The organism is Cellulomonas sp. P2_F12 (assembly GCF_056403775.1).
In genome coordinates this window covers 754,488-777,723 of sequence record NZ_JBFUEV010000001.1, presented here as the reverse complement: position 1 = coordinate 777,723, position 23,236 = coordinate 754,488, and the positions used below count along the sequence as shown (strand labels likewise).

The following is a 23,236-nucleotide window of genomic DNA, read 5'->3' as shown; positions in this document are numbered from 1 at the left end:
CTCTCAGATGCTCAGCGCGGGGTGCAGGCGCGCCACGGTCCACGTCCGCAGCCGTCCGGCCTTCCACGACGTCACGGCGAGCGAGGCCAGCGTCAGCCCCACCAGGTACGCCACCGCGATCCCGAGGCGGGCGTCCGGCGTGCCGGTGATGAGGTCGCGCAGCCCCTCGACCGCGTAGGTCATGGGCAGGAACGGGTGGATCGCCTGGAAGAACGCGGGCGTGGTCTCCACCGGGTACGTACCGCTGGCCGAGGTGATCTGCAGCATGAGCAGCGCGATCGTCGCCACCTTGCCGGCGGCCGACCCGAGCACGGCGATGAGCATCTGCTGCACCGCGAGGAACGTCGCGGCGACCAGCAGCAGGAACGCGACCGTGCCCACCGGGTGCCCGATGCCCAGGCCGAGCCCGAGACCGACCACGCCGAGCAGCAGCAGGACCTGGCCGGCGCCGATCACCAGCGACGGCAGGTAGCCGGCGAGCGCGACCCGCAGGCCGGACGCGGGCGTGGCCAGCGCGCGGGTGGGCAGCGGCCGCAGCAGCAGCCAGGTGATCAGCCCGCCGACGAACAGGGCGAGCGGGATGAACAGGGGAGCGAACCCTTCGCCGAGGCTCGCCGCCGGGGCCACGTCTTCGTCGTCGATCGCGACAGGGGTGGCCAGCGCGTCGGCGCGGGCGGTGCGCTGCGCGTCGGTGTCGTCGGGGATCTGGGAGGCGCCGTCGGTCAGCCCGTCGGCCAGCTGCTGAGCGCCGCCGCCCAGCGCGCCGGACCCGTCGGCCACCTGCGCGGCGCCGTCCGCGAGCGTCGCGGCACCGGTCGCCAGGGTGGACGCGCCGGTGGAGAGCGCAGCGGCGCCGTCGGCAGCCTGCTGTGCGCCCGTGGCCAGCGAGGACGCGCCGGAGGACAGGGTGTCGGAGGAGTCGGCGAGCGTGCCGAGCCCGGTGCTGAGCTTCCGGGCTCCGGCGGCTGTCTGCGACGCGCCGGCGTCGAGCGCGTGCAGCCGGCCGGTCATCGTCGCGACCTCGTCGGCGGACGGCAGCGTGGTGCCCGCCAGCCCGGCGAGCAGCGCGGCCGCGTCGGGGTCCCCGGCAGAGGCGCGGGCCGTGAGGTAGCCCGTGACCTGGTCGAGCCCGGTCGTCAGTGCGGGCAGCTGACCGGTGAGGGCGTCGACCTGCTCGGTGGCGGTGTGGACACCGTCGGCGACCGACTGCGTGCCGGCCGCGAGCGTGGAGCTCGAGTCGGCCGCGGTCCGCGCGCCGGTCGACAGCTGCGAGGCGCCGGACGCCAGTGTCGCTGCGCCGGAGGCCACCTGCCCGGTGCCGTCGTCGAGCGCCGCGGCACCGTCGGCGAGCCGCGCGGCACCGTCGTGGGCGGAGGCGGCACCGTCGGCCACCTGCTGCGCGCCGTCGCTCAGCTGTGTCGACGCGTCCCGCAGGGAGATTGCCCCGTCGGCAGCCTGCAGCATGCCGTCGCGCGCCGAGCCCAGCCCGACCAGCACCTGGTCCACGGCCTCCTCGCCGGCGGTCGCGGCGACCGCGTCGCGCACGTGGTCCATGGCCGAGCGCCCGAGGGTCGTGCCGATGAAGGAGTTGGCGTCGTTGTAGGTGACGTCGATCTGCGCCGCGGTCGGGTCGTCGCCGCCCGCGGAGACCAGGTCGGCGGAGAAGTCGGTCGGGATGGTGACCGCGAAGTAGTAGTCGCCGTCGCGCACGCCCGCCGCGGCGTCGGCAGCGTCCGTGACCACCCAGTCGAGCGCGCCGCCGTCGGTGAGCTCGTCGGTGAGGTCCTGCCCGGCGGTCACGCGCGAGCCGTCCCGGTCCGCGCCCGCGTCGGCGTTCACCAGGGCGACCGGCATGGCGTCCAGGTGCCCGGACGGGTTCCAGAACGCCCAGAGGTAGAGCGCGCCGTACAGCAGGGGGACCAGCAGCATCGCGGCGACCGCGAGCCGGGGGAGCCGACCGCGGCGGAACCGGCGGAGCTCGGTGCCGGAGGTGAGCGAGAGCATGACGATCCTTCAGTCCGTGAGGGGGAGGGGGGCGGCGACGGGCACGACGGTCCAGGCGGTGCCCGCGGCCTCGTCGGCGGCCGCGCACGAGGCGACGACGGTGACGCCCGTGGCGGCGAGCGCCTCGAGGCGGTCCCAGACGAGGCGGCGTCGGGCGCGGTCGTGCACCTGGTCCACGTCGTCGACGACGAGCAGTCCGGGGCGCTGGGCCATCGCGAGCGCGATCCGCAGCAGCAGGGCGTCGACCTCGTCGAGGTGCCAGACGACGGTCCCCGCGTCCGGGACGGGGCGTCCGCCGAAGACCGGCCCGAGGACCGTGTCGACGAGCACCTGGTCGGCCCGCCGGGCCCGGCGGTACCAGGGCGACAGCCACGCGAGCCGCTCCCGGACGTGGTCGCCCACCGTGACCGAGTCGTCGAGGTCGTCGATGCCGGCGAACCCGGCGAGAGCCGCCTCGCGCTGCACCAGCGCGCGCTGCGCCGGAAGCCGGTGCCCGAGGACGATGAGCTCGGTCGACGCGTCGGGCACCATCCGGCCGGCGAGCGTGAGCAGCAGGCTCGAGCGACCGGCGCCCTGCGGCCCCTGGATCAGGGTGAGCGCGCCGGCCTCCAGCTCGAGGTCGACGGGGCCGTAGACGGCACCGCGGTCGGCGTGCAGCTGCAGCCCGCGGGCGACGACGGCGGGCCGCGGCTGCACGGCGACGTCCACCTCGGGGGCGAGGGTCTCGGGTCCTGCGAGCATCGCGAGCTCCAATCTAGACTGACTGGTCAGTACAAAGACTACGCCGCTCGGCGACCGGGGTCTCGGGCTCGCGGTGTCGCTCTCCTCACACTGGGGACCCGGACGGCGCCGGTCGGGGCCGTGTCCGCCTCGCCGACCGGTCCGCCGTGCGAGGATCGGCGCATGGCGATGCGAGAGATCCGGACTGTCGGAGACCCCGTCCTGCGCACACCCTGCGACCCGATCACGACGATCGACGACCGCGTGCGCGGACTCGTCGAGGACCTGCTCGAGACCGTGGACACCGACGGGCGTGCCGGCCTGGCCGCGAACCAGATCGGTGTCAGCCTGCGGGCGTTCTCGTGGAACATCGACGACGAGGTGGGCTACGTGCTCAACCCCGTGATCGTCGAGCTGTCGGAGGACGAGTACCAGGACGGCGACGAGGGCTGCCTGTCGGTGCCCGGGCTCTGGTACCCGACGCACCGGTCCTGGTACGCCCGGGTGGTCGGGACGGACCTCGACGGCAAGGAGGTCGTCGTCGAGGGCGTCGAGCTCATGGCGCGGTGCCTCCAGCACGAGGTCGACCACCTCGACGGGATGCTCTACCTCGACCGCCTGGAGCGGTCCGTGCGCAAGAAGGCGATGCGCGCGATCCGCGACACGCTCTGAGCGGCTGGCGCCCCGGGGCGCCGTCGGGCATGCTGTCCCCAGCACGCCGCGAGACCGTGCGTACTGCTGATTCGTGACTGAGGTCGTTGGGGAAGGCGAACCTCGAGCCCGATCAGGAGGACGACATGGCAGGTGCAATCACCCGCGGTGTACTTTTCGTGCACTCTGCACCGCGTGCGCTGTGCCCCCACGTGGAGTGGGCGGCGGGCAACGTGCTGGGCACGCGCGCCTCGTTCGACTGGACGGCGCAGCCGGCCGGTCCGGGCTTCTACCGCGCCGAGCACTCGTGGCAGGGGCCCCAGGGCACCGGTGCGCGGCTCGCGTCGGCCCTGCGGGGCTGGGCCCACCTGCGGTACGAGATCACCGAGGAGGCGAGCCACGGGGTCGACGGGTCCCGCTGGAGCCACACGCCCGAGCTCGGGATCTTCCACGCCGCCACCGACGTGCACGGCAACATCGTCGTGCCCGAGGACCGCATCCGTGCCGCCCTGGAGCACGCCGGGGACGCCGCGCGTCTGCGCACCGAGCTCGACCTGGCGCTGGGGCAGGCGTGGGACGACGAACTCGAGCCGTTCCGGTACGCCGGCGCTGGAGCGCCCGTCCGGTGGCTGCACCGCGTGGGCTGACGACAGGACGCCGACGGCCCGCCCCCGGAACTGTGGGGGCGGGCCGTCGTGTCGCGTCAGACGGAGGCGACGACCAGCGCCACGTTGTGACCGCCGAACCCGAACGAGTTGTTGATCGCCGCGATGTCGCCGTCGCGCAGCGCGCGGGGCTTGTCACGGACCAGGTCGAGCACCAGCTCGGGGTCGGGGTTGTCGACGTTGATGGTCGGCGGGGCGAGGCGGTCGCGCAGGGCGAGGATCGTGAAGATCGTCTCCAGCGCGCCCGCGCCACCCAGCAGGTGGCCGGTCATCGACTTGGTGGCCGAGAGGGCCACGTGGTCGGCCTCGTCGCCCAGCAGGCCGCGGATCGAGCGGGCCTCGATGAGGTCGCCCACCACGGTCGAGGTCGCGTGCGCGTTGACGTGCACGACGTCGATGCGGGCGATCCCGGACGCGTCGAGCGCGGAGCGCATGGCGCGGATCTGGCCTTCGCCGGACGGCTCGGGAGAGGTGATGTGGTACCCGTCGGCGGAGAGGCCGACGCCGGCGATGCGGGCGTAGACGCGGGCGCCGCGGGCCGCGGCGTGCTCGGCGCTCTCCAGCACGACCACCCCGGCGCCGTCGCCCATCACGAAGCCGTCGCGGTCGAGGTCGTACGGGCGCGAGGCCCGCTCGGGGTCGTCGTTGCGCAGCGAGAGCGTGCGGGACGCGGCGAACGCGGCCACGTTCATCGGGTGGATCGACGCCTCGGTGCCGCCGGCGATGACGACGTCCGCGCGACCGGTGCGGATCATCTCGGCCGCGTAGCCGATGGCCTCGGCGCCCGAGGCGCAGGCGGACACGACCGCGTGCGCACCGGCACGGGCGCCGAACTCGAGCGACACGTAGGCCGTCGGCGAGTTGGGCATGAGCATCGGCACCGTCATGGGCAGCACCCGACGCGCGCTGCCGTGCGAGAGCAGGGCCTCCCACGCGTCGAGGATCGTGCGGATGCCGCCGATGCCGGACGAGACGACCGAGCCGAGCCGGTCGCCGTCGACCTCGGGCGAGCCCGCGTCGGCCCAGGCCTCGCGGGCGGCGATGACCGCGTACTGCGCGGACACGTCCATCTTCTTCTGCTCGGGGCGGGTCAGGACCTCGCTCGGGTCGACCTTGATGGTCGCGGCGAACTCGACGGGGAGGCCGAAGCGCTCGACCCAGTCGTTCTCGAACCGGCGCGCGCCCGACTCGCCGTTCAGTGCGGCGGCCCAGGTGCTGGGGACGTCACCGCCGAGGGGCGTCGTGGCTCCCAGTCCGGTGACGACGACGTCAGGTACGTGGCTCATCGGTGCTCCAGGTCGGCTGTCGAGAGGATGGCCGGTCCCGGGCGGCGAGGCCCGGGACCGACCCGGCGGGACAGGCTCAGGCCTGCGCGCCCGTGATGAAGGTGACGGCGTCGCCGACGGTGGCGAGGTTCTTGACCTCGTCGTCGGGGATGCGGACGTCGAACTTCTCCTCGGCGAGCGTGACGATCGTCATCATCGACAGCGAGTCGATGTCGAGGTCGTCGGTGAAGGACTTCTCGGGCAGGACGGAGTCGGTGGGCAGCCCGGTCTCCTCGCTGACGATCTCGGCCAGTCCGGCCAGGATCTCCTGCTCGCTGTACGCCATCGGTATCTCCTCGTGTTGGTTCGTGCGGTGTGGGGTCGGACGAACGGTACAACCGTGGGGTCGTACCTCAGGGTTCAGGGCAGGACGACGACCTGTGCCGCGTAGACCAGACCGGCCCCGAAGCCGATCTGCAGGGCGAGCGCGCCGCTGGGCACCTGGCCCTCGCGGAGCAGCCGCTCGGCGGCCAGCGGGATCGAGGCGGCGGACGTGTTGCCGGTGTCGGCGATGTCGCGGCCGACCACGACGGTGTCCGGGAGCTTCAGCGTCTTGATCATCTGGTCGATGATCCGCATGTTCGCCTGGTGCGGGATGAAGGCCTCGATCTCGTCCGCGGTCACGCCCGCGGCGTCCATGGCCTTCTGCGCGACCGGCGCCATCTGCCAGACCGCCCACTTGTAGACGCTGGGGCCCTCCTGGCGCAGCGTCGGCCAGCCGAGGCCCTCGTCGCGCGTGGCCAGCCACGAGTGCGTCTGCCGGATGGCCTGCGACTGGCTGCCGTCGGACCCCCAGATGGTCGGGCCGATGCCCGGGGTGTCCGACGGGCCGATGACGACCGCGCCGGCGCCGTCGCCCAGCAGGAACGAGATGGACCGGTCGGTGGGGTCGATGAAGTCGCTCATCTTCTCCGCGCCGATGACCAGCACGTGGCGGGCCGTGCCGGCGCGCACCAGCGCGTCCGCCTGGCCGATGCCGTAGCAGTAGCCGGCGCAGGCGGCCGAGATGTCGAACGCGGCCGCCGGGGTCGCACCGATGCGGTCCGCGATGATCGCGGCGCCGGCGGGCGTCTGGTGGAAGTAGGTGACCGTCGAGAGGATGACGACGTCGATGTCCGCGCCGGTCAGCCCCGCGTTCGCGATCGCCTGCCGCGCGGCGCCCTCGGCCAGGTCGAGCACGTCGGTGCCCGCCTCGGCGCGTCGCCGGGTGACGATGCCGGTGCGCTGCCGGATCCACTCGTCGGAGGAGTCGATGGCCTCGACCAGCTCGTCGTTGGGCACGATCCGCTCGCCGCGGACGCCACCGAGGCCGAGGATGCGGGTGTGCGCCGGTCCGGTGGCCTGCGTGAGGGTAGGACGGGTCACGACGGGTTCTCCTGGTGATCTGCGGGGGTTCCGGCGTGCCGACGGACGAGATCACGTGCGGCGTCGAGGTCGGCGGGGGTCTTGACGGCGACCGTCTCGACCCCGGGAAGCGTACGCCGGGCCAGGCCGGTGAGCACCCCTGCCGGGGCGACCTCCAGGAGCCCGGTGACGCCCAGCTCGAGCAGGGTGGCCTGGCACAGGTCCCAGCGGACCGGGTTGGCCACCTGCGCGACGATCAGCTCGAGGGCCCGCGCGCCGGAGGCGGTCACGGTGCCGTCGGAGTTGGTGAGCAGCCGCACCTGCGGCTCGCCGGGGCTGACGTCGTCGGCGGCCGCCCGCAGCTCGGAGACCGCCGGCGCCATGTGCTCGGTGTGGAACGCACCGGCCACCTGGAGGGCGACCACGCGGGCGCGGGCCGGGGGAGCGGCAGCGAAGGCTGCCAGCGCGTCGAGGGTGCCGGCGGCGACCACCTGCCCGCCGCCGTTGACGTTCGCGGGGACCAGGCCGTGCGAGGCCAGCGCGGCGAGCACCTCGTCGGCGTCGCCACCCAGGACCGCGCACATGCCGGTGGGGGTCGCGGCGGCGGCGCGGGCCATGGCCGCACCGCGGACGGCGACCAGGCGCAGGGCCTCGTCGTCGGTCAGCACACCGGCGATCGCGGCCGCGGCGAGCTCGCCGACCGAGTGACCGGCGGTGACTCCGACCACCTTCTGCGCGGCGACCGCGAGGGCGTCGTCGGCGTCGAGGTCCAGCACGGCCCGCAGGCTCGCCAGCGCGGCGGCCACGAGGAGCGGCTGGGCGACGGCCGTGTCACGGATGGTGTCGGCGTCGGACGTGGTGCCGTGGGCGACGAGGTCGAGGCCGGTCGTGCGGGAGGCCCGCGCGATCGACTCGGCGACGGACGGCAGCTCGAGCCACGGGGCGAGCATGCCGGGGGACTGGGCGCCCTGACCGGGGCAGACGACTGCGAGCACCCGACCACTCTGCCTGGCCGGGCGCGTCCGCCCGCCTCACGGCGTGCACCAACCTTCTCGGACGCCCTTGTACGACTCCTACAACGACGTCAGCGCGCGCTCACGGTGGGCGCGGCCTCGGCGGCGTCGAGGCGACCGAGTGCGAGCGCCGTCTGCAGGACGTAGGACTCGCGGGCGTCGAGCGGGTCCCAGCCGGTCACGTCGGACACGCGGCGCAGGCGGTAGCGCACCGTGTTGGGGTGCACGTACAGCGTGCGGGCGGCGGCCTCGAGGGACCGGCCCGTGCCCAGGTAGGCCGACAGCGTCTCGAGCAGCGAGCCCTGGCTGGCCGCCAGGGGCGCGTACGCCTGCGCGACGAGCGTGCGCCGCGCGGTGACGTCGCCGATCAGCACGCGCTCCGGCAGGAGCTCGTCGGCCTGCACCGGACGGGGTGCCTGCTCCCAGGCCGGAGCCGCGACGAGCCCCGAGAGCGCCGCCCGTGCGGAGCGTGCCGAGTCCGTCAGGTCCCCGACCACCGGCCCGATGACCACGGGACCCGGACCGAACCGCGGCAGCAGCGTGCTCGCCGCGACGCGCAGGTCGCCCTCGCCACCGAGGAACACCACCAGGCGGTCGCCCTGGATGCCCACCAGGGCGTCGTCGGCGGCGCGGCGGGTGGCCCGGCGCAGCTCGGCGGCGCGGACGTCGTCGAGCGCGGACGTCGTCGTGCCGACCATGACCAGCGTCGATCCCCGTCCGCTCCAGCCGAGCGCGGCGATGCGCGAGCGCAGGGCGTCGTCCACGTCGCCCCGCACCAGCGCGTCGACGACGAGGGCCTCCAGGCGGGCGTCCCAGGCGCCGCGCACCTCGGCGGCCCGCGCGTAGACCTCCGCGGCCGAGAACGCGACCTCGCGCGAGTAGCGCAGCACGGCCTCGCGGACCTCGCGCTCGTCGCCCGGCGCGGCCAGCCGGTCGCTGTGCGTCTCGACGACGTCGACGACGACCCGCACCAGCTGGAGCGTGTGCTGCAGCGAGATCGACCGGGTCAGCTCCGGCGGCGCGGCGGCGAAGATGTCGCCGACGCCGTGCGGCGGGCGCGTCGGCTCGGCGAACCAGGTGACGAACGCGGTGATGCCCGCCTGGGCGACGAGGCCCACCCACGACCGGTCCTCGGCGGGCAGGGCCCGGTACCAGTCCAGGTCGTCGTCGAGCCGGCGCATCGCGGCCGCGGACAGCAGGCCGGCGGAGTCCCGCACGCGGCGCTGGGTCTCCGGACCGCCGCGAGCCTCCAGCACGGGCACCCGGCTGCGGGACGAGGTGGACCGCCGGGCACGCGGTGCAGCCGGCTCGTCGGGTGGGGCGGCGGCGGTGCCTGTCCCGTGTGCGGTGCTGGACATGCTGCCGAGCATAGGGTCCGGCCTTGTGGGAAGTCGACAAACGAGGGTCGGACGCGCCCTCGTACGGTGTGTGAGGAATGTCCCCAGCCGGGTGTGCTCGGTCGCTACCGGATAGGGTCGCGTCATGGCACTCCTGCCCCGACTGCGACAGCTCATGCGACGGCCGAGCTCGGCCTCGCGTGTCGGCGCGCGTCGGCCGACCAAGGCTGCGCGCCGTGGCGACACGCTCCACGAGGACGCGTTGCGCTCCATGCTGAGCGACGACCCGAACAACGAGCGGGCGTTCATCGCCCTCGCCGAGATCGTGCGGCGTCGTGCGGCGGAGTCCACCGCGGCCGACGGCGACCCGCTGGCGGCCCCCCCGGACGAGACCGAGCGGCAGCGCGCCGCGGACCTCGCCGTGTGGGCGCTCGGCGAGGAGCTCGCGGGCAACCCGCGCGCCTGGTACCCGCTCATCGAGGTCGCACGGCTCTCCGTGCACGACGACCACGAGGGGACCGTGCGCCGCCTGACCACGGGCGCGGAGCGCGACCCGTCCGGTCGGGCACTGGTCGAGGCGCTGGCCCTGCTGCGGGCCGCCGGGCTCCCCGTCGACGCCCTCGGGCTCGGCGTCGGCCACTGGCGTCCGCGCGAGCACGACCCCGAGGTCGCCCGCCAGCTGGTCCTCGCGTCCATCGAGGCAGGCCGGCCGCTGGAGGCCAAGCAGCACATCGCCGCCCTCGACCTCTACCCGGACCAGAAGGCCGTCGCGGACCTCAAGAGCGAGCTCGCCCGCGACGTCGCGCACGCCGAGCAGACCATCCCCGGCACCTGACAGCCGGGCACGACGAAGGCCCGGGCTCCAGGAGCCCGGGCCTTCGTCATGCCGTGACGACTCGGATCAGCTGTCGCCGCCCGTGTTGCCGGACGTGCCGGCCGTGACGTCGTACAGGCGGTAGCGCTCGATCGCCTGGGCGGGCGCCTCCTTGCTCACCGCACCCGTGCGCGCGAGCTGCTGCAGGACGCGCACGGCCGTCGACGGCCCGTCGATCTTGAAGTGGCGCCGGGCCGCCGCACGCGTGTCCGAGAAGCCGAAGCCGTCGGCGCCCAGCGTGGCGTACGTGCCGGGGATCCACGCCCGCACCTGGTCGGCGACGAGGTGGTCGAAGTCCGTCGTCGCGACGAACGGACCCTCGGCCCCCTGCAGCTTCTGCGTGAGGTAGGAGACGCGCTCCTCCTCGCCGGGGTGCAGGTAGGCCTGCTGGTCGGCGGCGAGGCCGTCGCGACGCAGCTCGTTCCAGCTGGTCACCGACCACACCGCGGCCTGGACGCCCCAGTCCTCGGCCAGCAGCTTCTTGGCCTCGAGCGCCCACGGCACCGCCACGCCCGACGCCAGGATCTGGGCGCGCGGCCCGTCACCGCCGGCCGGCGCCACCAGGTGGATCCCGCGCAGGATGCCCTCGACGTCGACGCCCTCGGGCTCCGCCGGCTGGTGCATGGGCTCGTTGTAGACGGTGAGGTAGTAGATGACGTCGCGGTCACGGTCGTGGCCCTCGCCGTACATCCGCTCGATGCCGTCCTTGACGATGTGCCGGATCTCGTACCCGTAGGCCGGGTCGTAGTGCACGACGTGACTCATGGTGCCCGCCAGCAGCGGGCTGTGGCCGTCGGCGTGCTGCAGGCCCTCGCCGGTCAGCGTGGTCCGGCCGGCCGTGGCGCCGATGAGGAAGCCGCGGGCCATCTGGTCGCCGGCGGCCCAGAACTGGTCGCCGGTCCGCTGGAACCCGAACATCGAGTAGTAGAAGTAGAACGGGATCAGCGGCTCGCCGTGCGTCGCGTAGGACGTCCCGACGGCCTGGAAGGCCGATGCCGACCCCGCCTCGTTGATGCCCGTGTGCATGATCTGGCCGGACTCGGACTCCTTGTAGGAGAGCATGAGCTCGCGGTCCACGGCCATGTAGTTCTGGCCGTTCGTGTTGAAGATCTTGGCGCTCGGGAAGATCGAGTCGAGACCGAACGTGCGGGCCTCGTCGGGGATGATCGGAACCAGGCGGTGGCCGAACTCCTTGTCCCGCACGAGGTCCTTGAACAGGCGCACGAGTGCCTGCGTGGTGGCGACCTCCTGGTGCCCCGAGCCCTTCGCCATGCCCTCGTAGACCTTGGCGTCCGGCAGCGTCAGCGGCTTGTGCGTCGTCCGGCGCTCCGGCACGAACCCGCCCAGCTGGCGGCGACGCTCGAGCATGTACTGGATGCCCTCGTCCTCCGCGCCCGGGTGGAAGTACGGCGGGAGGTACGGGTTCTCGTCGATCTGCTCGTCCGTGATCGGGATCCGCAGCGAGTCGCGCAGCGTCTTGAGGTCGTCGCCCTTGAGCTTCTTCATCTGGTGCGTCGCGTTGCGCCCGGCGAAGCCTGAGCCCAGCCCGTAGCCCTTGATGGTGTGCGCCAGGATGACGGTCGGCTGGCCCGTGTGCTCGCGGGCGGCCTTGTAGGCGGCGAAGATCTTGCGGTAGTCGTGCCCGCCGCGCTTGAGCGCCCAGATCTCGTCGTCCGTCATCCGCTCCACGAGCGCCTTGGTCCGCGGGTCGCGGCCGAAGAAGTTCTCGCGGATGAACGCGCCGTTCTCGGCCCGGTACGTCTGGAAGTCGCCGTCGGGCGTCGTGTTCATCAGGTTGACGAGCGCGCGGTCCTTGTCGGCCTGGAGCAGGGCGTCCCACTCGCGGCCCCAGACGACCTTGATGACGTTCCAGCCGGCGCCGCGGAACTGCGCCTCGAGCTCCTGGATGATCTTGCCGTTGCCGCGCACGGGGCCGTCGAGCCGCTGCAGGTTGCAGTTGACGACGAACGTGAGGTTGTCCAGGCCCTGCTGGCCGGCCAGCTGGAGCATGCCGCGGGACTCGGGCTCGTCCATCTCGCCGTCGCCCAGGAACGCCCAGACGTCCTGCTGGCTGGTGTCCTTGATGCCGCGCAGGTGCAGGTACCGGTTGGTCCAGGCCTGGTAGATGGCCGACGACGGGCCGAGGCCCATCGAGACCGTCGGGAACTCCCACAGGTCCGGCGCCAGGCGCGGGTGCGGGTACGACGGCAAGCCGCCGCCCGGGTGCGACAGCTCCTGGCGGAACCCGTCCAGCTGGTGGGCGCTCAGGCGGCCCTCGAGGAAGGCGCGGGCGTAGACGCCGGGGGAGGCGTGACCCTGGAAGTAGACCTGGTCGCCGCCGCCGGGGTGGTCCTTGCCGCGGAAGAAGTGGTTGAGACCCACCTCGGTGAGCGTCGCGACCGACGCGTACGACGAGATGTGCCCGCCGACGCCGACGCCGGGGCGCTGCGCGCGCGTGACCATGACGGCGGCGTTCCAGCGGATCCACGAGCGGTAGCGCCGCTCGAGGGCCTCGTCACCGGGGAAGTACGGCTCGTCGTCCACCGCGATGGTGTTGACGTACGGCGTGTTGAGCGAGGCCGGGATGGCCACGTTCCGCTGGCGCGCGTGCCGCAGCATGCTCAGCAGCACGTAACGCGCGCGCGGGCCGCCCTTCTCGTCGATGAGTCCGTCGAGGGACTCCACCCACTCGCCGGTCTCGTCCGGATCGATGTCCGGCACCTGGCTGAGCAGGCCGCCGATGAGCGGTCCCGTCTCGTCGATCGAAGCCACCTGCGCTCCTTGCGTCTCGTCCGCGCGCACGAGCCCGGTCGGCATCGGCGGCGCATCTGTTCCGTGCCCCGCCGGACACGCCTGGGTAGGCGCTCTGCGACGGGGTGCGGGTAGTCCACCCATTCTCGGACCCCGAGGGCCTGAAAGTCACACCGAGTACCGAGAACCTCCACGTGACGTCCATGACAGTGCGGTCATTCCGCCTCCGCGAAGGCCTCCGGTGCCGTCCTCTCGCGCCGCTGCGCCACGGGCGGCAGCATCAGGGCCCCCGCCGGCACGTCGTCCACGACGACGGCGTGCGCGCCGACCTGGGCGCCGTCGCCGACGAGGAGCCGGTGACCCCGGCGCGGCTTGACGAGCGCCCCCGTCCCGATGACGACGTCGTCGCCGAGGACGACCGCGAGGTCCGAGCCGGCCGCCTGCGACCCGGCCGTGATGGTCACGTTGTGGCCGATCTTGACCCGGCGACCGATCCGGGTGTTCGGGTGGACCACCGTGCCCAGCCCGTGGTGCCAGAGGGTCACGTCCCGGGGGACGTCGCACTCGTACGGCAGGACCGCGTGGAAGAGGAGGAAGTTGACGGCCTTGAGCACCCGCGCGAGCGGCGTGAGGCGGCTCCGGTGAAGGCGGCACGACATCCACCACAGGGTTTCGGGGCGCATCGGGCCTCCAGGGTGTCGGCGGAGCTCGAACATAGCGGCCGGGGGGGTCCCGACACCATCATCTCTGCAGGTCTTGCGTGCGCCCGTCCCTGTGCGGTGGGCTAGCGTGTGCGGCAATGAGCAGGTGGTCCCCGACGGGGGCCGCACAGACGGAAGGGAGCGGTCCGGACGTGTCATCCACCGCGGACGAAGGCGCGTCGCAGGCGGCCGCCCGCCTGGGCTTCTCCTCGGGTCAGGTGATCCAGGAGTTCGGCTACGACGACGACGTCGACGACGAGCTGCGCGCCGGCCTCGAGACAGTGACCGGCACCGAGCTGGTCGACGAGGAGTTCGACGACGTCACCGACGGCGCCGTGATCTGGTTCCGCGACGGCGACGGGGACCTCACCGACGCGCTCGTGGACGCGATGACGGTGCTCGACGACGGCGGCCCCATCTGGGTCCTCACGCCGAAGGCCGGACGGTCCGGGCACGTCTCGCACAGCGACATCGAGGAGGCCGCGACCACCTCGGGGCTGCACGCGATGAGCACGTTCTCGATCGCGCCCGACTGGTCCGCCACCCGGCTCGGTGCACGGGGCCGCGGCCGCTGACCGCACGCAGACGACGACAGAGGGGGTCCCGGCCGAATCGGCCGGGACCCCCTCTGCTCGTGTCAGGTGCGGCGAACCGTCACTTGACGCCCGGCAGGGCCGGCTGGCGCGGCGTGCCGCCACCACCCGGGGTCGCCGCGGTGTTGTTGGTGACCACGCGCATCAGCGGGTACAGCTGGCGGAAGTCGTTGTTCGCGGCCGTCGCCTGGGCGGGGTCGCACGACTGCTCGCAGAACAGGGACGCCGTTCCCGAGCGCACCAGCACGAGTGCGCCGTAGTCCTGCAGCGCGTGGCCGAGCGCCTTGCCCTCGGGGCTCAGCTTCATCGAGTCGATGTCGACCGACGGCGGGATCGCCGCCATGGTCCCCATCGGCACGTTGCCCGAGTAGGCCGTGGAGCCGTTGGAGTCCTGCGTCCGGGCGGGCCAGACCGGCCCGTCCTTCAGCAGCTCGTCGGGGAGCCCGATGGCCAGCACGTGCTTGATCGAGAGCGCCTTCAGCTCCTTCTCGCGGATCAGGCCGATGTAGAAGGAGATGCCCGAGGCGCGCGCGCCGTCGACCATGCCGTCGCCACGCAGGTCGGTCTGCACGGCGCGGGTCGTCGTCCACTTGTCGGTGCCGACGTTGGTGAACTTGTAGAACTCCCAGCCGGTGATGCCGTCGGGCTGGATGACGCCCACGTGCATGTCCGTGCCGTACGTCGGCTGCGTGTCACGGGGGACCCGCACCTTGTAGACGGCGCCGTTGGAGAGGTTGGTGACCGTGGCGATCGGGTCGGCGGACGTGGCCACCTTCACCGCGATCGACCAGCGCACCGAGTTGACCACGGAGGTCTCGGCGAGGAAGTCGTGCGTGCGGGGAGCCGTCACGGACTCGTACTTCGCGCCCGAGCCGATGGCGATGTTCCACGGTGCGTTCGAGGAGAACGGGTAGTACGTGGCGTCGCGGGTGCCCGGCTGGGCCGGCGCCGCCGGCGCGGTGGGCGTCGGGGTCGGGGTCGGCTTGACCGTCGCGGTGGGCGTCGGCGTGGGCGTCGGCTTCGGCGTGGCGGTGGGCGTGGCCGTGGGGGCCGGCGCCGGCTTCGCGGTCACCGAGGGGACCGGCGTCGGGGTCGCGGAGGGGGTCGCGGTCGCCGTGCCCCGGTTGGTCGGGATCGCCCAGACGACGGCGCCGCCGGAGATCGCGACCACGCGTCCGTCGTCCTGGACGACGACCGGTGCGCAGCTGGAGGCCACCTCGTTGTGCCAGACGAGCGTGCCGTCGGCCTTGAGGAGCCGGAGGTCACCGCTGGTCGTGAGGTCGAGGTGCGCGCCTGCGCCGCCGGACTTCTTCCAGATCGACCCGCCGGCTGCCGTCCGGATGATCAGGTCGCCGTTGGCATCGAGGACGAAGGCGAACTTGCCCCCCGACGACGAGATCTGCTGGCCGACCTTGAGGCTCTGGCCAGGGACGAGACGGTCGGCGGCCACGGGGGAGCACGTCGCCGTCGGCGGCTTGGTCGGGTCCCAGCCCTCGACCGAGACACTCTTGGGGCGGGACGCGGGGACGCTCCACAGCTCCGTGGTGTTCTCGGCCAGGACGACCCGCCCGTCGCCGAGCATCACGACGGCGGCGCAGTCGGACAGCACGCCCGTGTGCCAGCGGACGACGTCGGCCTTGTCGCGCAGGACCAGGTCGCTGCCGGCCTCGACGGCGAGGGTCGAGCCGCTGCCGAACGGACCTTTCTTCCACAGGGCACCGCCCGCGGCCGTCCGGATCGCCACGGTGCCGTCGGTCTCGAGGCCGAACGTGTACTTGCCGTTCAGCGACGTGATCTTCTGGCCGGCCGCGAGGCTCTCACCCGGGATCAGCCGATCGCTTCGCGATGGGGCGCACGCCTGGGTGTCTGCCTGGGCCATCTGCGGGAGGGCCAGAGGGATCGCGAGCAGGCCGGCGGCGAGGGCGGCGGCAACGAGTGTCTTGCGGAAGCGAGTCAGCATGCACATTCCTCTGTCATGGCGGCGGACCCCGCCAGGCGGTGGGACGGGCGTCGTTCTGGCATCTCTTCCCGACCGCGCCGAACGGCTGGACGGCCGTCCTGCGCGCGAGTTGGGAAGAATGGTGCCCACGAGTAGATCGGATGTCCAGGTCGCCCACTTGCGCCGCTCGTGTCGGGTTCACCCGGTTGGCCCTGAAACCGGGTGTCATGGCGTGGTACGTCGTGACCTAACCGTTATAGAACGCCTGGTGAGACGCGTGACGACGGGGGGAGCACGGCGACCGTGCCCGCGTCAACGGAGAGCGGTCAGATGTCGACGAGGGCCGTGTCCACGATGTGGACATTCGGCTCGCCACGAAAGAGTGGTCCGCAGTTGTTACAGTCCGCGGCATGGCAGACAGCACCCCGGCGCTCGGCGCCCCGGCCCCCGACTTCTCCCTGCGCGACACCCACGGCACCCCGGTGACCCTCAGCGGGCTGCGCGGCGGACCCGTCGTGATCGTCTTCGTCCCGTTCGCGTTCTCGGGGACGTGCACCGGCGAGCTGTGCGAGCTGCGGGACAACATCAGCGAGTTCGAGGCGGCCGGCGTCCACGTCCTCGTCGTCTCCTGCGACCCGGGGCACTCGCTGCGCGCGTGGGCAGCCCAGGAGGGATTCGGGTTCGACCTGCTGTCCGACTTCTGGCCGCACGGCGAGGTCGCGCGTGCGTACGGCGTCTTCGACGACTCCCGCGGGTTCGCCGTGCGGGGGAGCTTCCTCGTGGACGCGGAGGGCGTGCTGCGCTGGAGCGTGGTCAACCCTCCCGGGCGTGCGCGGGACTTCTCGTCCTACCGTGCGGCCCTCGCGGACCTCGCCGCCTGACGGTGGGCGCGCCGGTAGGCTGAGCGCCCGTCGAGACGCCCGCCAGCCGGGCGCCCGTCGGGGCCTGTAGCTCAGCTGGTCAGAGCGCCGCGCTTACACCGCGGAGGTCGCCGGTTCGAAACCGGCCGGGCCCACCCCGCACGTCACCGTCGGCAGCGCCGGCCGTTGTTAAGGTCCGGCCATGCCTTTCGTCTCCGCCCTCACCGTCTACCCGGTGAAGTCCCTCGCGGGGACCCCGCTGGACGCGATGAGCGTCGACACCTCCGGGCCGCGCGGCGACCGCCGGTGGATGCTCGTCGACGAGTCCGGCGAGACGCTCACCGCGCGCAAGCACCCGGTGATGCTCGGGGCTCGCGCGACCACGGTCGACGGCGGCGTGCTCCTCACCGCCCCGGGACGCGGACCGATGGTGGTGCCCGAGCCGAGCGGGCGGGCCGACGTGCCCGTGCGGATGAGCCGCATCGAGACCGCCACGGGCGCCGGTGCCGAGGCCGACGCGTGGTGCACCGCGCTGCTGGGTCGCCCCGCGCGGCTGCTCTGGCTGGACGACCCGGCCCGGCGCGGCATGGCGGAGAAGCACGGCGGCACCCTGGACGACCCGATGTCCCTCAACGACAGCGGCCCGCTGCACGTGACCACCACGGCCTCGCTGGCCCGGCTCGACGCCTGGGCGTCCGAGGTGCACGACGAGCGCGTGGAGCGTGCGCTCAGGCGCGGCGAGGCCGCACCCGGGCCGCGTCAGCCGCTGGACATGAGGCGGTTCCGGCCCAACCTGGTGGTCGACGGCGACCTCGAGGCGTTCGCGGAGGACCGCTGGTCCACCCTGGTCGTCGGCGACGTCGAGCTGCGGTTCGCGGACCTGTGCGGGCGGTGCGTGATGACGACGATCGACCCCGACACGCAGGTGAAGGGGCGCGAGCCGCTCGTGACGCTCGCCCGGCACCGCCGCTGGGACGGCGAGCTGTGGTTCGGCATCCAGATGGTCCCCGTGCGGACGGGGAACGTCGCGGTCGGCGATGCCGTCGAGGTGCGATGAGCCGGCAGGTAGCGTGCGGGACGTGAGCGCGCCCCGACTTGCCGACGTCCTGCCGCTGCTCGAGCGCCGGTACCCCCCGGCGACTGCCGAGTCCTGGGACGCCGTCGGGCTCGTGACGGGCGACCCGGACCAGCCGGTCCGCCGCGTGCTGTTCGCCGTCGACCCCGTCGCAGCGGTGGTCGACGAGGCGGTGGAGTGGCAGGCCGACCTCGTCGTGACGCACCACCCGCTCCTGCTGCGACCGGTTCACTCGATCGCCGCGACGACGTTCAAGGGGGCGCTGCTGCACCGGCTCGTCCGCTCGGGGACCGCGCTCTTCACGGCGCACACGAACGCCGACGCGGCGACCGGCGGGGTCGCCGACGCGCTCGCCGAGGCCCTCGGGCTCGTCGGCACCGTGCCCCTGGACCCGGCCCCGGACGCGCCGCTGGACAAGCACGTCGTGTTCGTCCCGGTCGACGGCGCCGAACGGCTGGTCGACGCGCTGGCCGCGGCCGGCGCCGGCGCGATCGGCGAGTACTCGCGGTGCGCCTGGACGTCGACGGGCGAGGGGACGTTCACGCCGTCGTCGGACGCCTCTCCCACGCTCGGGTCCGCCGGACAGGTGTCGCGCGTGGTCGAGGCGCGCGTGGAGATGGTGGCGCCGCGGCGGCTGCGCGGTGCGGTCGTCGCCGCGATGCGCGCGGCGCACCCCTACGAGGAGCCCGCGTTCGACGTGCTCGAGCTGGCGACGTGGCCCGGGGACACGGGGACCGGCCGGGTCGGCACGCTGGAGCGGCCGACGACGCTGCGCGACTTCGCCACGGCCGTGGCCTCTGCCCTTCCCGCGACCGTCCAGGGCGTGCGCTTCGCCGGCGACCCCGACGGTCGGGTCCAGCGCGTCGCCGTGGTCGGCGGATCGGGCGACTCGCTGTTCGACGCCGTGCGCGCGGCGCGGGTCGACGCCTACGTCACCGCCGACCTGCGCCACCACCCGACGTCCGAGCTGCGGGAGCGGGCGGCCTTCGAGGGTGCCGCGACGCCATACCTCGTCGACGTCGCCCACTTCGCCTCCGAGTGGCCGTGGCTCGCCCACGCCGCCCGCGCGCTCGAGGCCGACCTCACGGCCGCGGGGACTACGGTGGAGACGCGCGTCAGCACGCTGCGCACCGACCCGTGGACGGGTCGCGTCGCGAGCCCCGAGCCGGCCGCACCACACGCTTCGACCGAAGGACACACGTGACCACAGCCCCCGCAGCGGACCAGCGCCGACTGCTCGACGTCCAGGAGCTCGACACCCGCCTGGACCAGATCGCCCACAAGAAGCGCACGCTGCCCGAGCTGGCCCGGCTGATCGAGCTGGACTCCCAGGTCACCGACCTGCACACGGCGCTGGTGACCTCGCAGACCGCGGTGAGCGACCTGCGGCGCGAGCTCACCAAGGCAGAGGCCGACGTCGAGCAGGTGCGGGTCCGCGCGGCGCGCGACCAGGCCCGGCTCGACTCCGGTCAGGGCAGCCCGAAGGACCTCCAGGCGCTGCAGAGCGAGCTCGTCGCGCTGGGTCGTCGGCAGTCGGAGCTCGAGGAGGTCGAGCTCGACGTCATGGAGCGGCTCGAGGCGCACGAGACCGCGCTGGCCGAGGTGACCACCGCGCACGGGTCGCTCGCGGGCAACCGGGCCGAGGTCGTGGCGCAGCGCGATGCTGCCTTCGCGGCGCTCGACGCGGACGCCGACTCGGTGCGTGCCGAGCGCGCGAAGGCGGTCGAGGGCCTGGACGCCGGGCTGGTGACTCTCTACGAGAAGCTGCGCGCCCAGCTGGGCGGCAAGGGAGCCGGCGCGCTGCGCGGGCGGCGGTGCGAGAGCTGCCGGCTCGAGCTGAACCCGCTCGACGTGGAGGCGATCGTCAACGCACCGCAGGACCAGGTGGTCCGGTGCGAGGAGTGCGGGCGCATCCTGGTCCGGCTCCCGGAGCCCGCCCGGGGCTGACCGGGTCGCCAATCGTGGCCGTGAGGGCAAGACTGCGATCGTGACCGACGTCGCCTCGCCCAGCTCACCAGGCCGCGCCCCTCGACCGTCGGGGGCCGGCGTCCGGTTCGACCAGGAGCAGCCCGTCACGGTGGTGCTCGTCCGGCACGGCCAGACGACCATGACCGTCGCCCGCGGGTACTCGGGGTCCGGCGAGCCCGGTCCGCCCCTAGACGAGACCGGTCTGCGGCAGGCGCGCGACGCGGCCGACCTGGTGGACCGCGTCGGCCGTGACCTCTGGGGCGACATCCCGTACCCCACCGAGGTCATCGCCTCACCCATGGTGCGCACGCAGCAGACGAGCGCCATCATCGCCGAGCGGCTGGGCCTCGCGGTCCGGACGGACGCGACGTTCCAGGAGGCCGACTTCGGCGAGTGGCAGGGGCTGACCGCCGAGCAGATCGAGGAGCGGTGGCCGGGGCAGCTCGAGCCGTGGCACACCAGGGCGAACGTGCGGCCGCCCGGCGGAGAGTCGATCGAGGACGTCGGTCGCCGCCTGCAGGCCGGCCTGGACGGGTTGCTGGCGGGCGGCGTCGACCGGACCGTGGTCGTCGTCAGCCATGCCGTGTCGATCCGGGCGGCGCTCGGCGTGACCATGGGCGCCCAGCCGTCGTCGTGGAGCCAGCTGCGGGTGGCGCCGGCGTCGGTGAGCATCGTGCGGCTGTTCGCGGACCGGAGGGACGAGATCGCCGTGGTCGGCGTGCCGAGCGAGGGCTGGTCGTCGCGAGGCTGAGTCAGCTGCTCGCGACGAGCGCCAGCGTGGCGGCGACGACCGCCAGCGGCGCGAGCACGAGCCCCTGTCGCACGATCGTCCCGGCGTGGACGTCGAGCAGCACGGTCCGGCACCGCTGCCACCACAGCACGGTCGCCAGGGAGCCCCACGGCGTGAGGAGCGGGCCGACGCCGGTGCCGATGAGCAGCGCGGCGAGCCGCACCGGGTCGGTCGCGGCGGCGGGCTCGAGCGCCAGGTAGGCGGGCAGGTTGTTGATCGCGTTCGACGTCAGCGCGCCCACGGCGGCCAGCCGGAGCAGGTCGCCCGCCGTGCCGCCGGTCCCGGCCGCGTGCGCGAGCAGGGTGCCGAGGCCGTGGGCGTGCGCCGTCTCGACCACGACGAACAGCCCGAGGACGACCAGCAGCGTCCGCCACGGGACGAGGTCGCGCGCGGCGACGGGCAGCTTCTGGTGCCGCAGCAGCGTCGCGGCGAGCAGCACGACCGCGACGCCGACGGCGGTCGGCGCGGTCGGGGCGCCGACGACGAAGGCGACGGCGAGCACTCCGACGGCGGCCGCGCAGAGCCCGAGCAGCACGCGGTCCCGCGGTGGGCGCGGCGGGTGCGAGTCGTAGTGGCCGGCCAACGAGCGTCCGTCCCGGATCGCCAGGACGAGCAGGGTCACGACGATGGCCGCGAGCGCGGGGGCCCACATCAGCCCGAGGTAGCCGACGCCGGCCTGGCGCAGGTTGTGGTCGGCCAGCAGGTTGGTCAGGTTGGACACGGGGAGCACGAGGGACGCCGTGTTGGCCAGCGCCAGCACGGCGAGCGCGAACGGCAGCGGCGGCGTGTGCGTGCGTCGGGCGAGCGCGATGACCACCGGCGTGAGCAGCACCGCGGTCGTGTCGAGCGACAGCACGGCCGTGCTCACCGTCGCGAGCACCACGACCAGACCCCACAGTGCCCAGCGGCGGCCGCGTGCGAGGCGGGACGCCAGCCCGGCGGCGAAGTCGAAGAGCCCTGCGCCCGCGCACATCTCGGCGACGACCGTGAGGCCGGCGACGAACACGAGCACCGGCAGCGTCCGTTCGGCCAGGGCCCGGGCATCGTCGGCGGGCAGCGCGCCCGTCGCGACCGCCGCCGTGCTCACGACGACGGCGACGAGCCACCAGGGCACGTGCCGGCGGCGTGCCACTCAGGCCACGACGAGCGAGAGGGTGCGGGCACCGCGCGCCGGCGGGCCCAGCTCGACCGCCAGCAGGTCGGTGCCCACCAGCTCGTGGGCGACCCGAGCGAGGGACGCCGCGTCGTGCGGTGCTCGGCCGCGCCGCGTCAGCAGGTGCCGTGTGAGCACGCCGCGGGTGTGCTTGGCGTTGTGCGAGACCACGGACCGCTGCCCGTCGAGCTCGCGCAGCACACGGACGGCCACCCAGTCCGCCGACGCCGGCGGGTGCCACGCCGCGAGGTAGGTCGCAGACCGGCAGTCGACCACCAGCTCACCCTCGGGCCGGCCGGTGAGCTCCACGCCGAGCGGGTCGCGCCACGCACCCGGGAGATGGCCGATGCCCGGCAGGTGCGTGGCCATGGAGAGTCGGTACGCGGGGATCTGGTCGTCGGGCGCCACCAGCCCCCACAGGCCCGACACGATCCGGACGCTCTCCGCCGCACGCGCCCGGCCCGTCGGCGTGAGGCGATCGAGGCCGGCCGCGGCGTAGAGCACGCCGGAGTACACGCGCTTCGCGGGGGCCGTCGGAGCCGCCCGCAGCCCGGTGTTGCGCGCGACCTCGTCGGCGAGGCTCGCACCCACGCCGAGCACCTGCATCGCGTCGGGCGAGGCGCTGACCTCGATCAACGCGTCGAGGACCTTCTCGCGGACGGGTGTGAGCCCGGGCGCGGAGAGGCCGTCGAGATCGAGCTGGGGGCCGCGGGCGCGCGGCGGCGTCTTGCCCTCGGAGGGCGGCAGGAGCACGAGCACGCCTGAACTGTAGGCTCCGCGCGACGCCCGAGCGCGAGGAGGACCGCATGGCGCACGTCAAGATCTACGGCCGCCGCGACGTCTGGCAGGACCGCCGCGGCTCGGTGTCGGACGCGATCCACCGCGTCATCACGGGCACGTGGGGGCTGCCCCAGGACAAGCGGTTCCACCGCTTCCTGCTCCTCGACGGCGACGACCTCGTGGCGCCTCGCGGCAAGGACTACCTGGTGGTCGAGATCCTCTGCTTCACCGGACGCAGCCGGGAGGCCCGCCGCGCGCTCATCGCCGCCTTCTTCGACGACGTCGCGCCCACGCTGGGCCTGTCCGCCGACGACCTGGAGGTCATCATCATCGAGAGCCCGCCGGAGAACTGGGGCATCCGCGGGGTCTCGGGCGACGAGCTGCCGCTGACCTATCGCGTCGACGTCTGAACCGCGGGCACCGGTACGTCCATCGGCCGGCGTCGCCGCGCCTCGTCCACCTCGGGCATCCCGAGGTCGGCCGGCACCAGCCCACGCGCGCGTCCCACCGAGAGCGCCGACTCGCGGTCGGCGACGCCGAGCTTCATGTAGATCGAGCGGACCTGCGACTTCACCGTGTTCCGGGTGACGAACAACGACGCGGCGATCTCGCCGAGCGTGAGGGGCAGGGCCAGGTGGGCGAGGATCACGCGCTCGCGCCGGGTCAGTCCGTGTGTGGTCTCCATACCCGTGG

Annotated in this window: 23 protein-coding genes and 1 tRNA gene; 11 read left to right on the top strand and 13 right to left on the bottom strand. The window is 73.6% G+C overall.

The genetic code is table 11. The features are described 5' to 3' along the window. Positions 1-3: 3 nt before the first annotated feature. The gene (locus AC1DWH_RS03610; protein ID WP_477092503.1) at positions 4-2,004 is read right to left on the bottom strand and encodes a YhgE/Pip family protein; all 2,001 of its coding nucleotides are present in this window, start codon (positions 2,002-2,004) and stop codon (positions 4-6) included. Between the two features lie 9 nt (positions 2,005-2,013). Further along, positions 2,014-2,745, bottom strand: a complete 732-nt coding sequence (locus tag AC1DWH_RS03605) for an ATP-binding cassette domain-containing protein (RefSeq protein ID WP_477092502.1) — start codon at positions 2,743-2,745, stop codon at positions 2,014-2,016. A gap of 162 nt (positions 2,746-2,907) precedes the next feature. Between AC1DWH_RS03605 and def the strand changes: the two genes are divergently transcribed. Further along, entirely contained in the window at positions 2,908-3,396 is a 489-nt protein-coding gene (gene def, locus AC1DWH_RS03600; protein WP_370504120.1) for a peptide deformylase, read from the top strand. A gap of 125 nt (positions 3,397-3,521) precedes the next feature. Then, the gene (locus AC1DWH_RS03595; protein ID WP_456846913.1) at positions 3,522-4,022 is read left to right on the top strand and encodes a DUF3145 domain-containing protein; all 501 of its coding nucleotides are present in this window, start codon (positions 3,522-3,524) and stop codon (positions 4,020-4,022) included. A gap of 56 nt (positions 4,023-4,078) precedes the next feature. On the opposite strand, the gene fabF is transcribed toward AC1DWH_RS03595, so the two are convergent. The 5 genes from fabF to AC1DWH_RS03570 form a co-directional block, all read right to left on the bottom strand. After that, positions 4,079-5,326 carry a beta-ketoacyl-ACP synthase II gene (gene fabF, locus AC1DWH_RS03590; protein WP_477092501.1) on the bottom strand — a complete coding sequence of 416 codons (1,248 nt, stop codon included), beginning with the start codon at positions 5,324-5,326 and terminating at the stop codon, positions 4,079-4,081. A gap of 76 nt (positions 5,327-5,402) precedes the next feature. Beyond that, positions 5,403-5,651: an acyl carrier protein gene (locus tag AC1DWH_RS03585; protein ID WP_055913595.1), complete on the bottom strand. Its 249-nt coding sequence runs from the start codon at positions 5,649-5,651 to the stop codon at positions 5,403-5,405. A 74-nt stretch (positions 5,652-5,725) separates the two neighbouring features. Then, positions 5,726-6,730 carry a beta-ketoacyl-ACP synthase III gene (locus AC1DWH_RS03580; RefSeq protein WP_477092500.1) on the bottom strand — a complete coding sequence of 335 codons (1,005 nt, stop codon included), beginning with the start codon at positions 6,728-6,730 and terminating at the stop codon, positions 5,726-5,728. Next, complete coding sequence (locus tag AC1DWH_RS03575) at positions 6,727-7,704, bottom strand: ACP S-malonyltransferase (RefSeq protein ID WP_477092499.1); 978 nt, start codon at positions 7,702-7,704, stop codon at positions 6,727-6,729. The genes AC1DWH_RS03580 and AC1DWH_RS03575 overlap by 4 nt, the downstream gene beginning before the upstream one ends. 89 nt (positions 7,705-7,793) lie before the next feature. Further along, positions 7,794-9,080, bottom strand: coding sequence for a PucR family transcriptional regulator (locus AC1DWH_RS03570; protein ID WP_477092498.1), 1,287 nt, complete (start codon positions 9,078-9,080; stop codon positions 7,794-7,796). A gap of 124 nt (positions 9,081-9,204) precedes the next feature. Between AC1DWH_RS03570 and AC1DWH_RS03565 the strand changes: the two genes are divergently transcribed. Beyond that, the gene (locus tag AC1DWH_RS03565; protein WP_456846908.1) at positions 9,205-9,894 is read left to right on the top strand and encodes a hypothetical protein; all 690 of its coding nucleotides are present in this window, start codon (positions 9,205-9,207) and stop codon (positions 9,892-9,894) included. A 66-nt stretch (positions 9,895-9,960) separates the two neighbouring features. Here AC1DWH_RS03565 and aceE read toward each other — a convergent pair whose 3' ends face one another. After that, positions 9,961-12,705: a pyruvate dehydrogenase (acetyl-transferring), homodimeric type gene (gene aceE / locus AC1DWH_RS03560; RefSeq protein ID WP_477092497.1), complete on the bottom strand. Its 2,745-nt coding sequence runs from the start codon at positions 12,703-12,705 to the stop codon at positions 9,961-9,963. Between the two features lie 194 nt (positions 12,706-12,899). Continuing rightward, positions 12,900-13,367 carry an LbetaH domain-containing protein gene (locus AC1DWH_RS03555; RefSeq protein WP_477092496.1) on the bottom strand — a complete coding sequence of 156 codons (468 nt, stop codon included), beginning with the start codon at positions 13,365-13,367 and terminating at the stop codon, positions 12,900-12,902. 170 nt (positions 13,368-13,537) lie between these two features. On the opposite strand from AC1DWH_RS03555, the gene AC1DWH_RS03550 reads away from it, so the two are divergent. Further along, complete coding sequence (locus AC1DWH_RS03550) at positions 13,538-13,960, top strand: DUF3052 domain-containing protein (protein ID WP_456843968.1); 423 nt, start codon at positions 13,538-13,540, stop codon at positions 13,958-13,960. Positions 13,961-14,039: 79 nt separating this feature from the next. Here AC1DWH_RS03550 and AC1DWH_RS03545 read toward each other — a convergent pair whose 3' ends face one another. Next, positions 14,040-15,938 (bottom strand): hypothetical protein, encoded by a 1,899-nt coding sequence (locus AC1DWH_RS03545; RefSeq protein ID WP_477092495.1) that lies wholly within the window; start codon positions 15,936-15,938, stop codon positions 14,040-14,042. A gap of 389 nt (positions 15,939-16,327) precedes the next feature. Between AC1DWH_RS03545 and AC1DWH_RS03540 the strand changes: the two genes are divergently transcribed. The 6 genes from AC1DWH_RS03540 (at position 16,328) to AC1DWH_RS03515 (ending at position 20,571) form a co-directional block, all read left to right on the top strand. Continuing rightward, positions 16,328-16,798, top strand: coding sequence for a peroxiredoxin (locus AC1DWH_RS03540; RefSeq protein ID WP_477092494.1), 471 nt, complete (start codon positions 16,328-16,330; stop codon positions 16,796-16,798). Between the two features lie 60 nt (positions 16,799-16,858). After that, a tRNA-Val gene (locus AC1DWH_RS03535) sits at positions 16,859-16,932 on the top strand. A gap of 47 nt (positions 16,933-16,979) precedes the next feature. Next, the gene (locus AC1DWH_RS03530; RefSeq protein ID WP_477092493.1) at positions 16,980-17,834 is read left to right on the top strand and encodes an MOSC domain-containing protein; all 855 of its coding nucleotides are present in this window, start codon (positions 16,980-16,982) and stop codon (positions 17,832-17,834) included. A 22-nt stretch (positions 17,835-17,856) separates the two neighbouring features. Further along, entirely contained in the window at positions 17,857-19,056 is a 1,200-nt protein-coding gene (locus AC1DWH_RS03525) for a Nif3-like dinuclear metal center hexameric protein (RefSeq protein ID WP_477092492.1), read from the top strand. Continuing rightward, positions 19,053-19,799 carry a zinc ribbon domain-containing protein gene (locus AC1DWH_RS03520; protein ID WP_477092491.1) on the top strand — a complete coding sequence of 249 codons (747 nt, stop codon included), beginning with the start codon at positions 19,053-19,055 and terminating at the stop codon, positions 19,797-19,799. The genes AC1DWH_RS03525 and AC1DWH_RS03520 overlap by 4 nt, the downstream gene beginning before the upstream one ends. Before the next feature lie 40 nt (positions 19,800-19,839). After that, on the top strand, positions 19,840-20,571 hold the full coding sequence (locus AC1DWH_RS03515) for a histidine phosphatase family protein (protein ID WP_477092490.1): 732 nt from the start codon (positions 19,840-19,842) through the stop codon (positions 20,569-20,571). Position 20,572: 1 nt separating this feature from the next. On the opposite strand, the gene AC1DWH_RS03510 is transcribed toward AC1DWH_RS03515, so the two are convergent. Next, the gene (locus tag AC1DWH_RS03510; protein ID WP_477092489.1) at positions 20,573-21,742 is read right to left on the bottom strand and encodes an SLC13 family permease; all 1,170 of its coding nucleotides are present in this window, start codon (positions 21,740-21,742) and stop codon (positions 20,573-20,575) included. Beyond that, positions 21,743-22,522 carry a YaaA family protein gene (locus AC1DWH_RS03505; protein WP_456843961.1) on the bottom strand — a complete coding sequence of 260 codons (780 nt, stop codon included), beginning with the start codon at positions 22,520-22,522 and terminating at the stop codon, positions 21,743-21,745. Positions 22,523-22,569: 47 nt separating this feature from the next. Between AC1DWH_RS03505 and AC1DWH_RS03500 the strand changes: the two genes are divergently transcribed. Further along, a complete protein-coding gene (locus AC1DWH_RS03500; protein WP_477092488.1) occupies positions 22,570-22,953 on the top strand; it encodes a tautomerase family protein in 384 nt (127 codons plus the stop codon). On the opposite strand, the gene AC1DWH_RS03495 is transcribed toward AC1DWH_RS03500, so the two are convergent. After that, entirely contained in the window at positions 22,935-23,228 is a 294-nt protein-coding gene (locus tag AC1DWH_RS03495) for a LuxR C-terminal-related transcriptional regulator (protein ID WP_456843959.1), read from the bottom strand. The two genes, AC1DWH_RS03500 and AC1DWH_RS03495, sit on opposite strands and share 19 nt — an antisense overlap. Positions 23,229-23,236 lie beyond the last annotated feature (8 nt).

Excerpts from the sequence above, each read along its gene's own strand:
- AC1DWH_RS03545 (WP_477092495.1), bottom strand. The coding sequence starts at position 15,938 with ATGCTGACTCGCTTCCGCAAGACACTCGTTGCCGCCGCCCTCGCCGCC.
- AC1DWH_RS03495 (WP_456843959.1), bottom strand. The coding sequence starts at position 23,228 with ATGGAGACCACACACGGACTGACCCGGCGCGAGCGCGTGATCCTCGCC.
- AC1DWH_RS03555 (WP_477092496.1), bottom strand. The coding sequence starts at position 13,367 with ATGCGCCCCGAAACCCTGTGGTGGATGTCGTGCCGCCTTCACCGGAGC.
- AC1DWH_RS03595 (WP_456846913.1), top strand. The coding sequence starts at position 3,522 with ATGGCAGGTGCAATCACCCGCGGTGTACTTTTCGTGCACTCTGCACCG.
- def (WP_370504120.1), top strand. The coding sequence starts at position 2,908 with ATGGCGATGCGAGAGATCCGGACTGTCGGAGACCCCGTCCTGCGCACA.
- AC1DWH_RS03585 (WP_055913595.1), bottom strand. The coding sequence starts at position 5,651 with ATGGCGTACAGCGAGCAGGAGATCCTGGCCGGACTGGCCGAGATCGTC.
- AC1DWH_RS03565 (WP_456846908.1), top strand. The coding sequence starts at position 9,205 with ATGGCACTCCTGCCCCGACTGCGACAGCTCATGCGACGGCCGAGCTCG.
- fabF (WP_477092501.1), bottom strand. The coding sequence starts at position 5,326 with ATGAGCCACGTACCTGACGTCGTCGTCACCGGACTGGGAGCCACGACG.
- AC1DWH_RS03500 (WP_477092488.1), top strand. The coding sequence starts at position 22,570 with ATGGCGCACGTCAAGATCTACGGCCGCCGCGACGTCTGGCAGGACCGC.
- AC1DWH_RS03610 (WP_477092503.1), bottom strand. The coding sequence starts at position 2,004 with ATGCTCTCGCTCACCTCCGGCACCGAGCTCCGCCGGTTCCGCCGCGGT.
- AC1DWH_RS03530 (WP_477092493.1), top strand. The coding sequence starts at position 16,980 with ATGCCTTTCGTCTCCGCCCTCACCGTCTACCCGGTGAAGTCCCTCGCG.
- AC1DWH_RS03605 (WP_477092502.1), bottom strand. The coding sequence starts at position 2,745 with ATGCTCGCAGGACCCGAGACCCTCGCCCCCGAGGTGGACGTCGCCGTG.
- AC1DWH_RS03540 (WP_477092494.1), top strand. The coding sequence starts at position 16,328 with ATGGCAGACAGCACCCCGGCGCTCGGCGCCCCGGCCCCCGACTTCTCC.
- AC1DWH_RS03570 (WP_477092498.1), bottom strand. The coding sequence starts at position 9,080 with ATGTCCAGCACCGCACACGGGACAGGCACCGCCGCCGCCCCACCCGAC.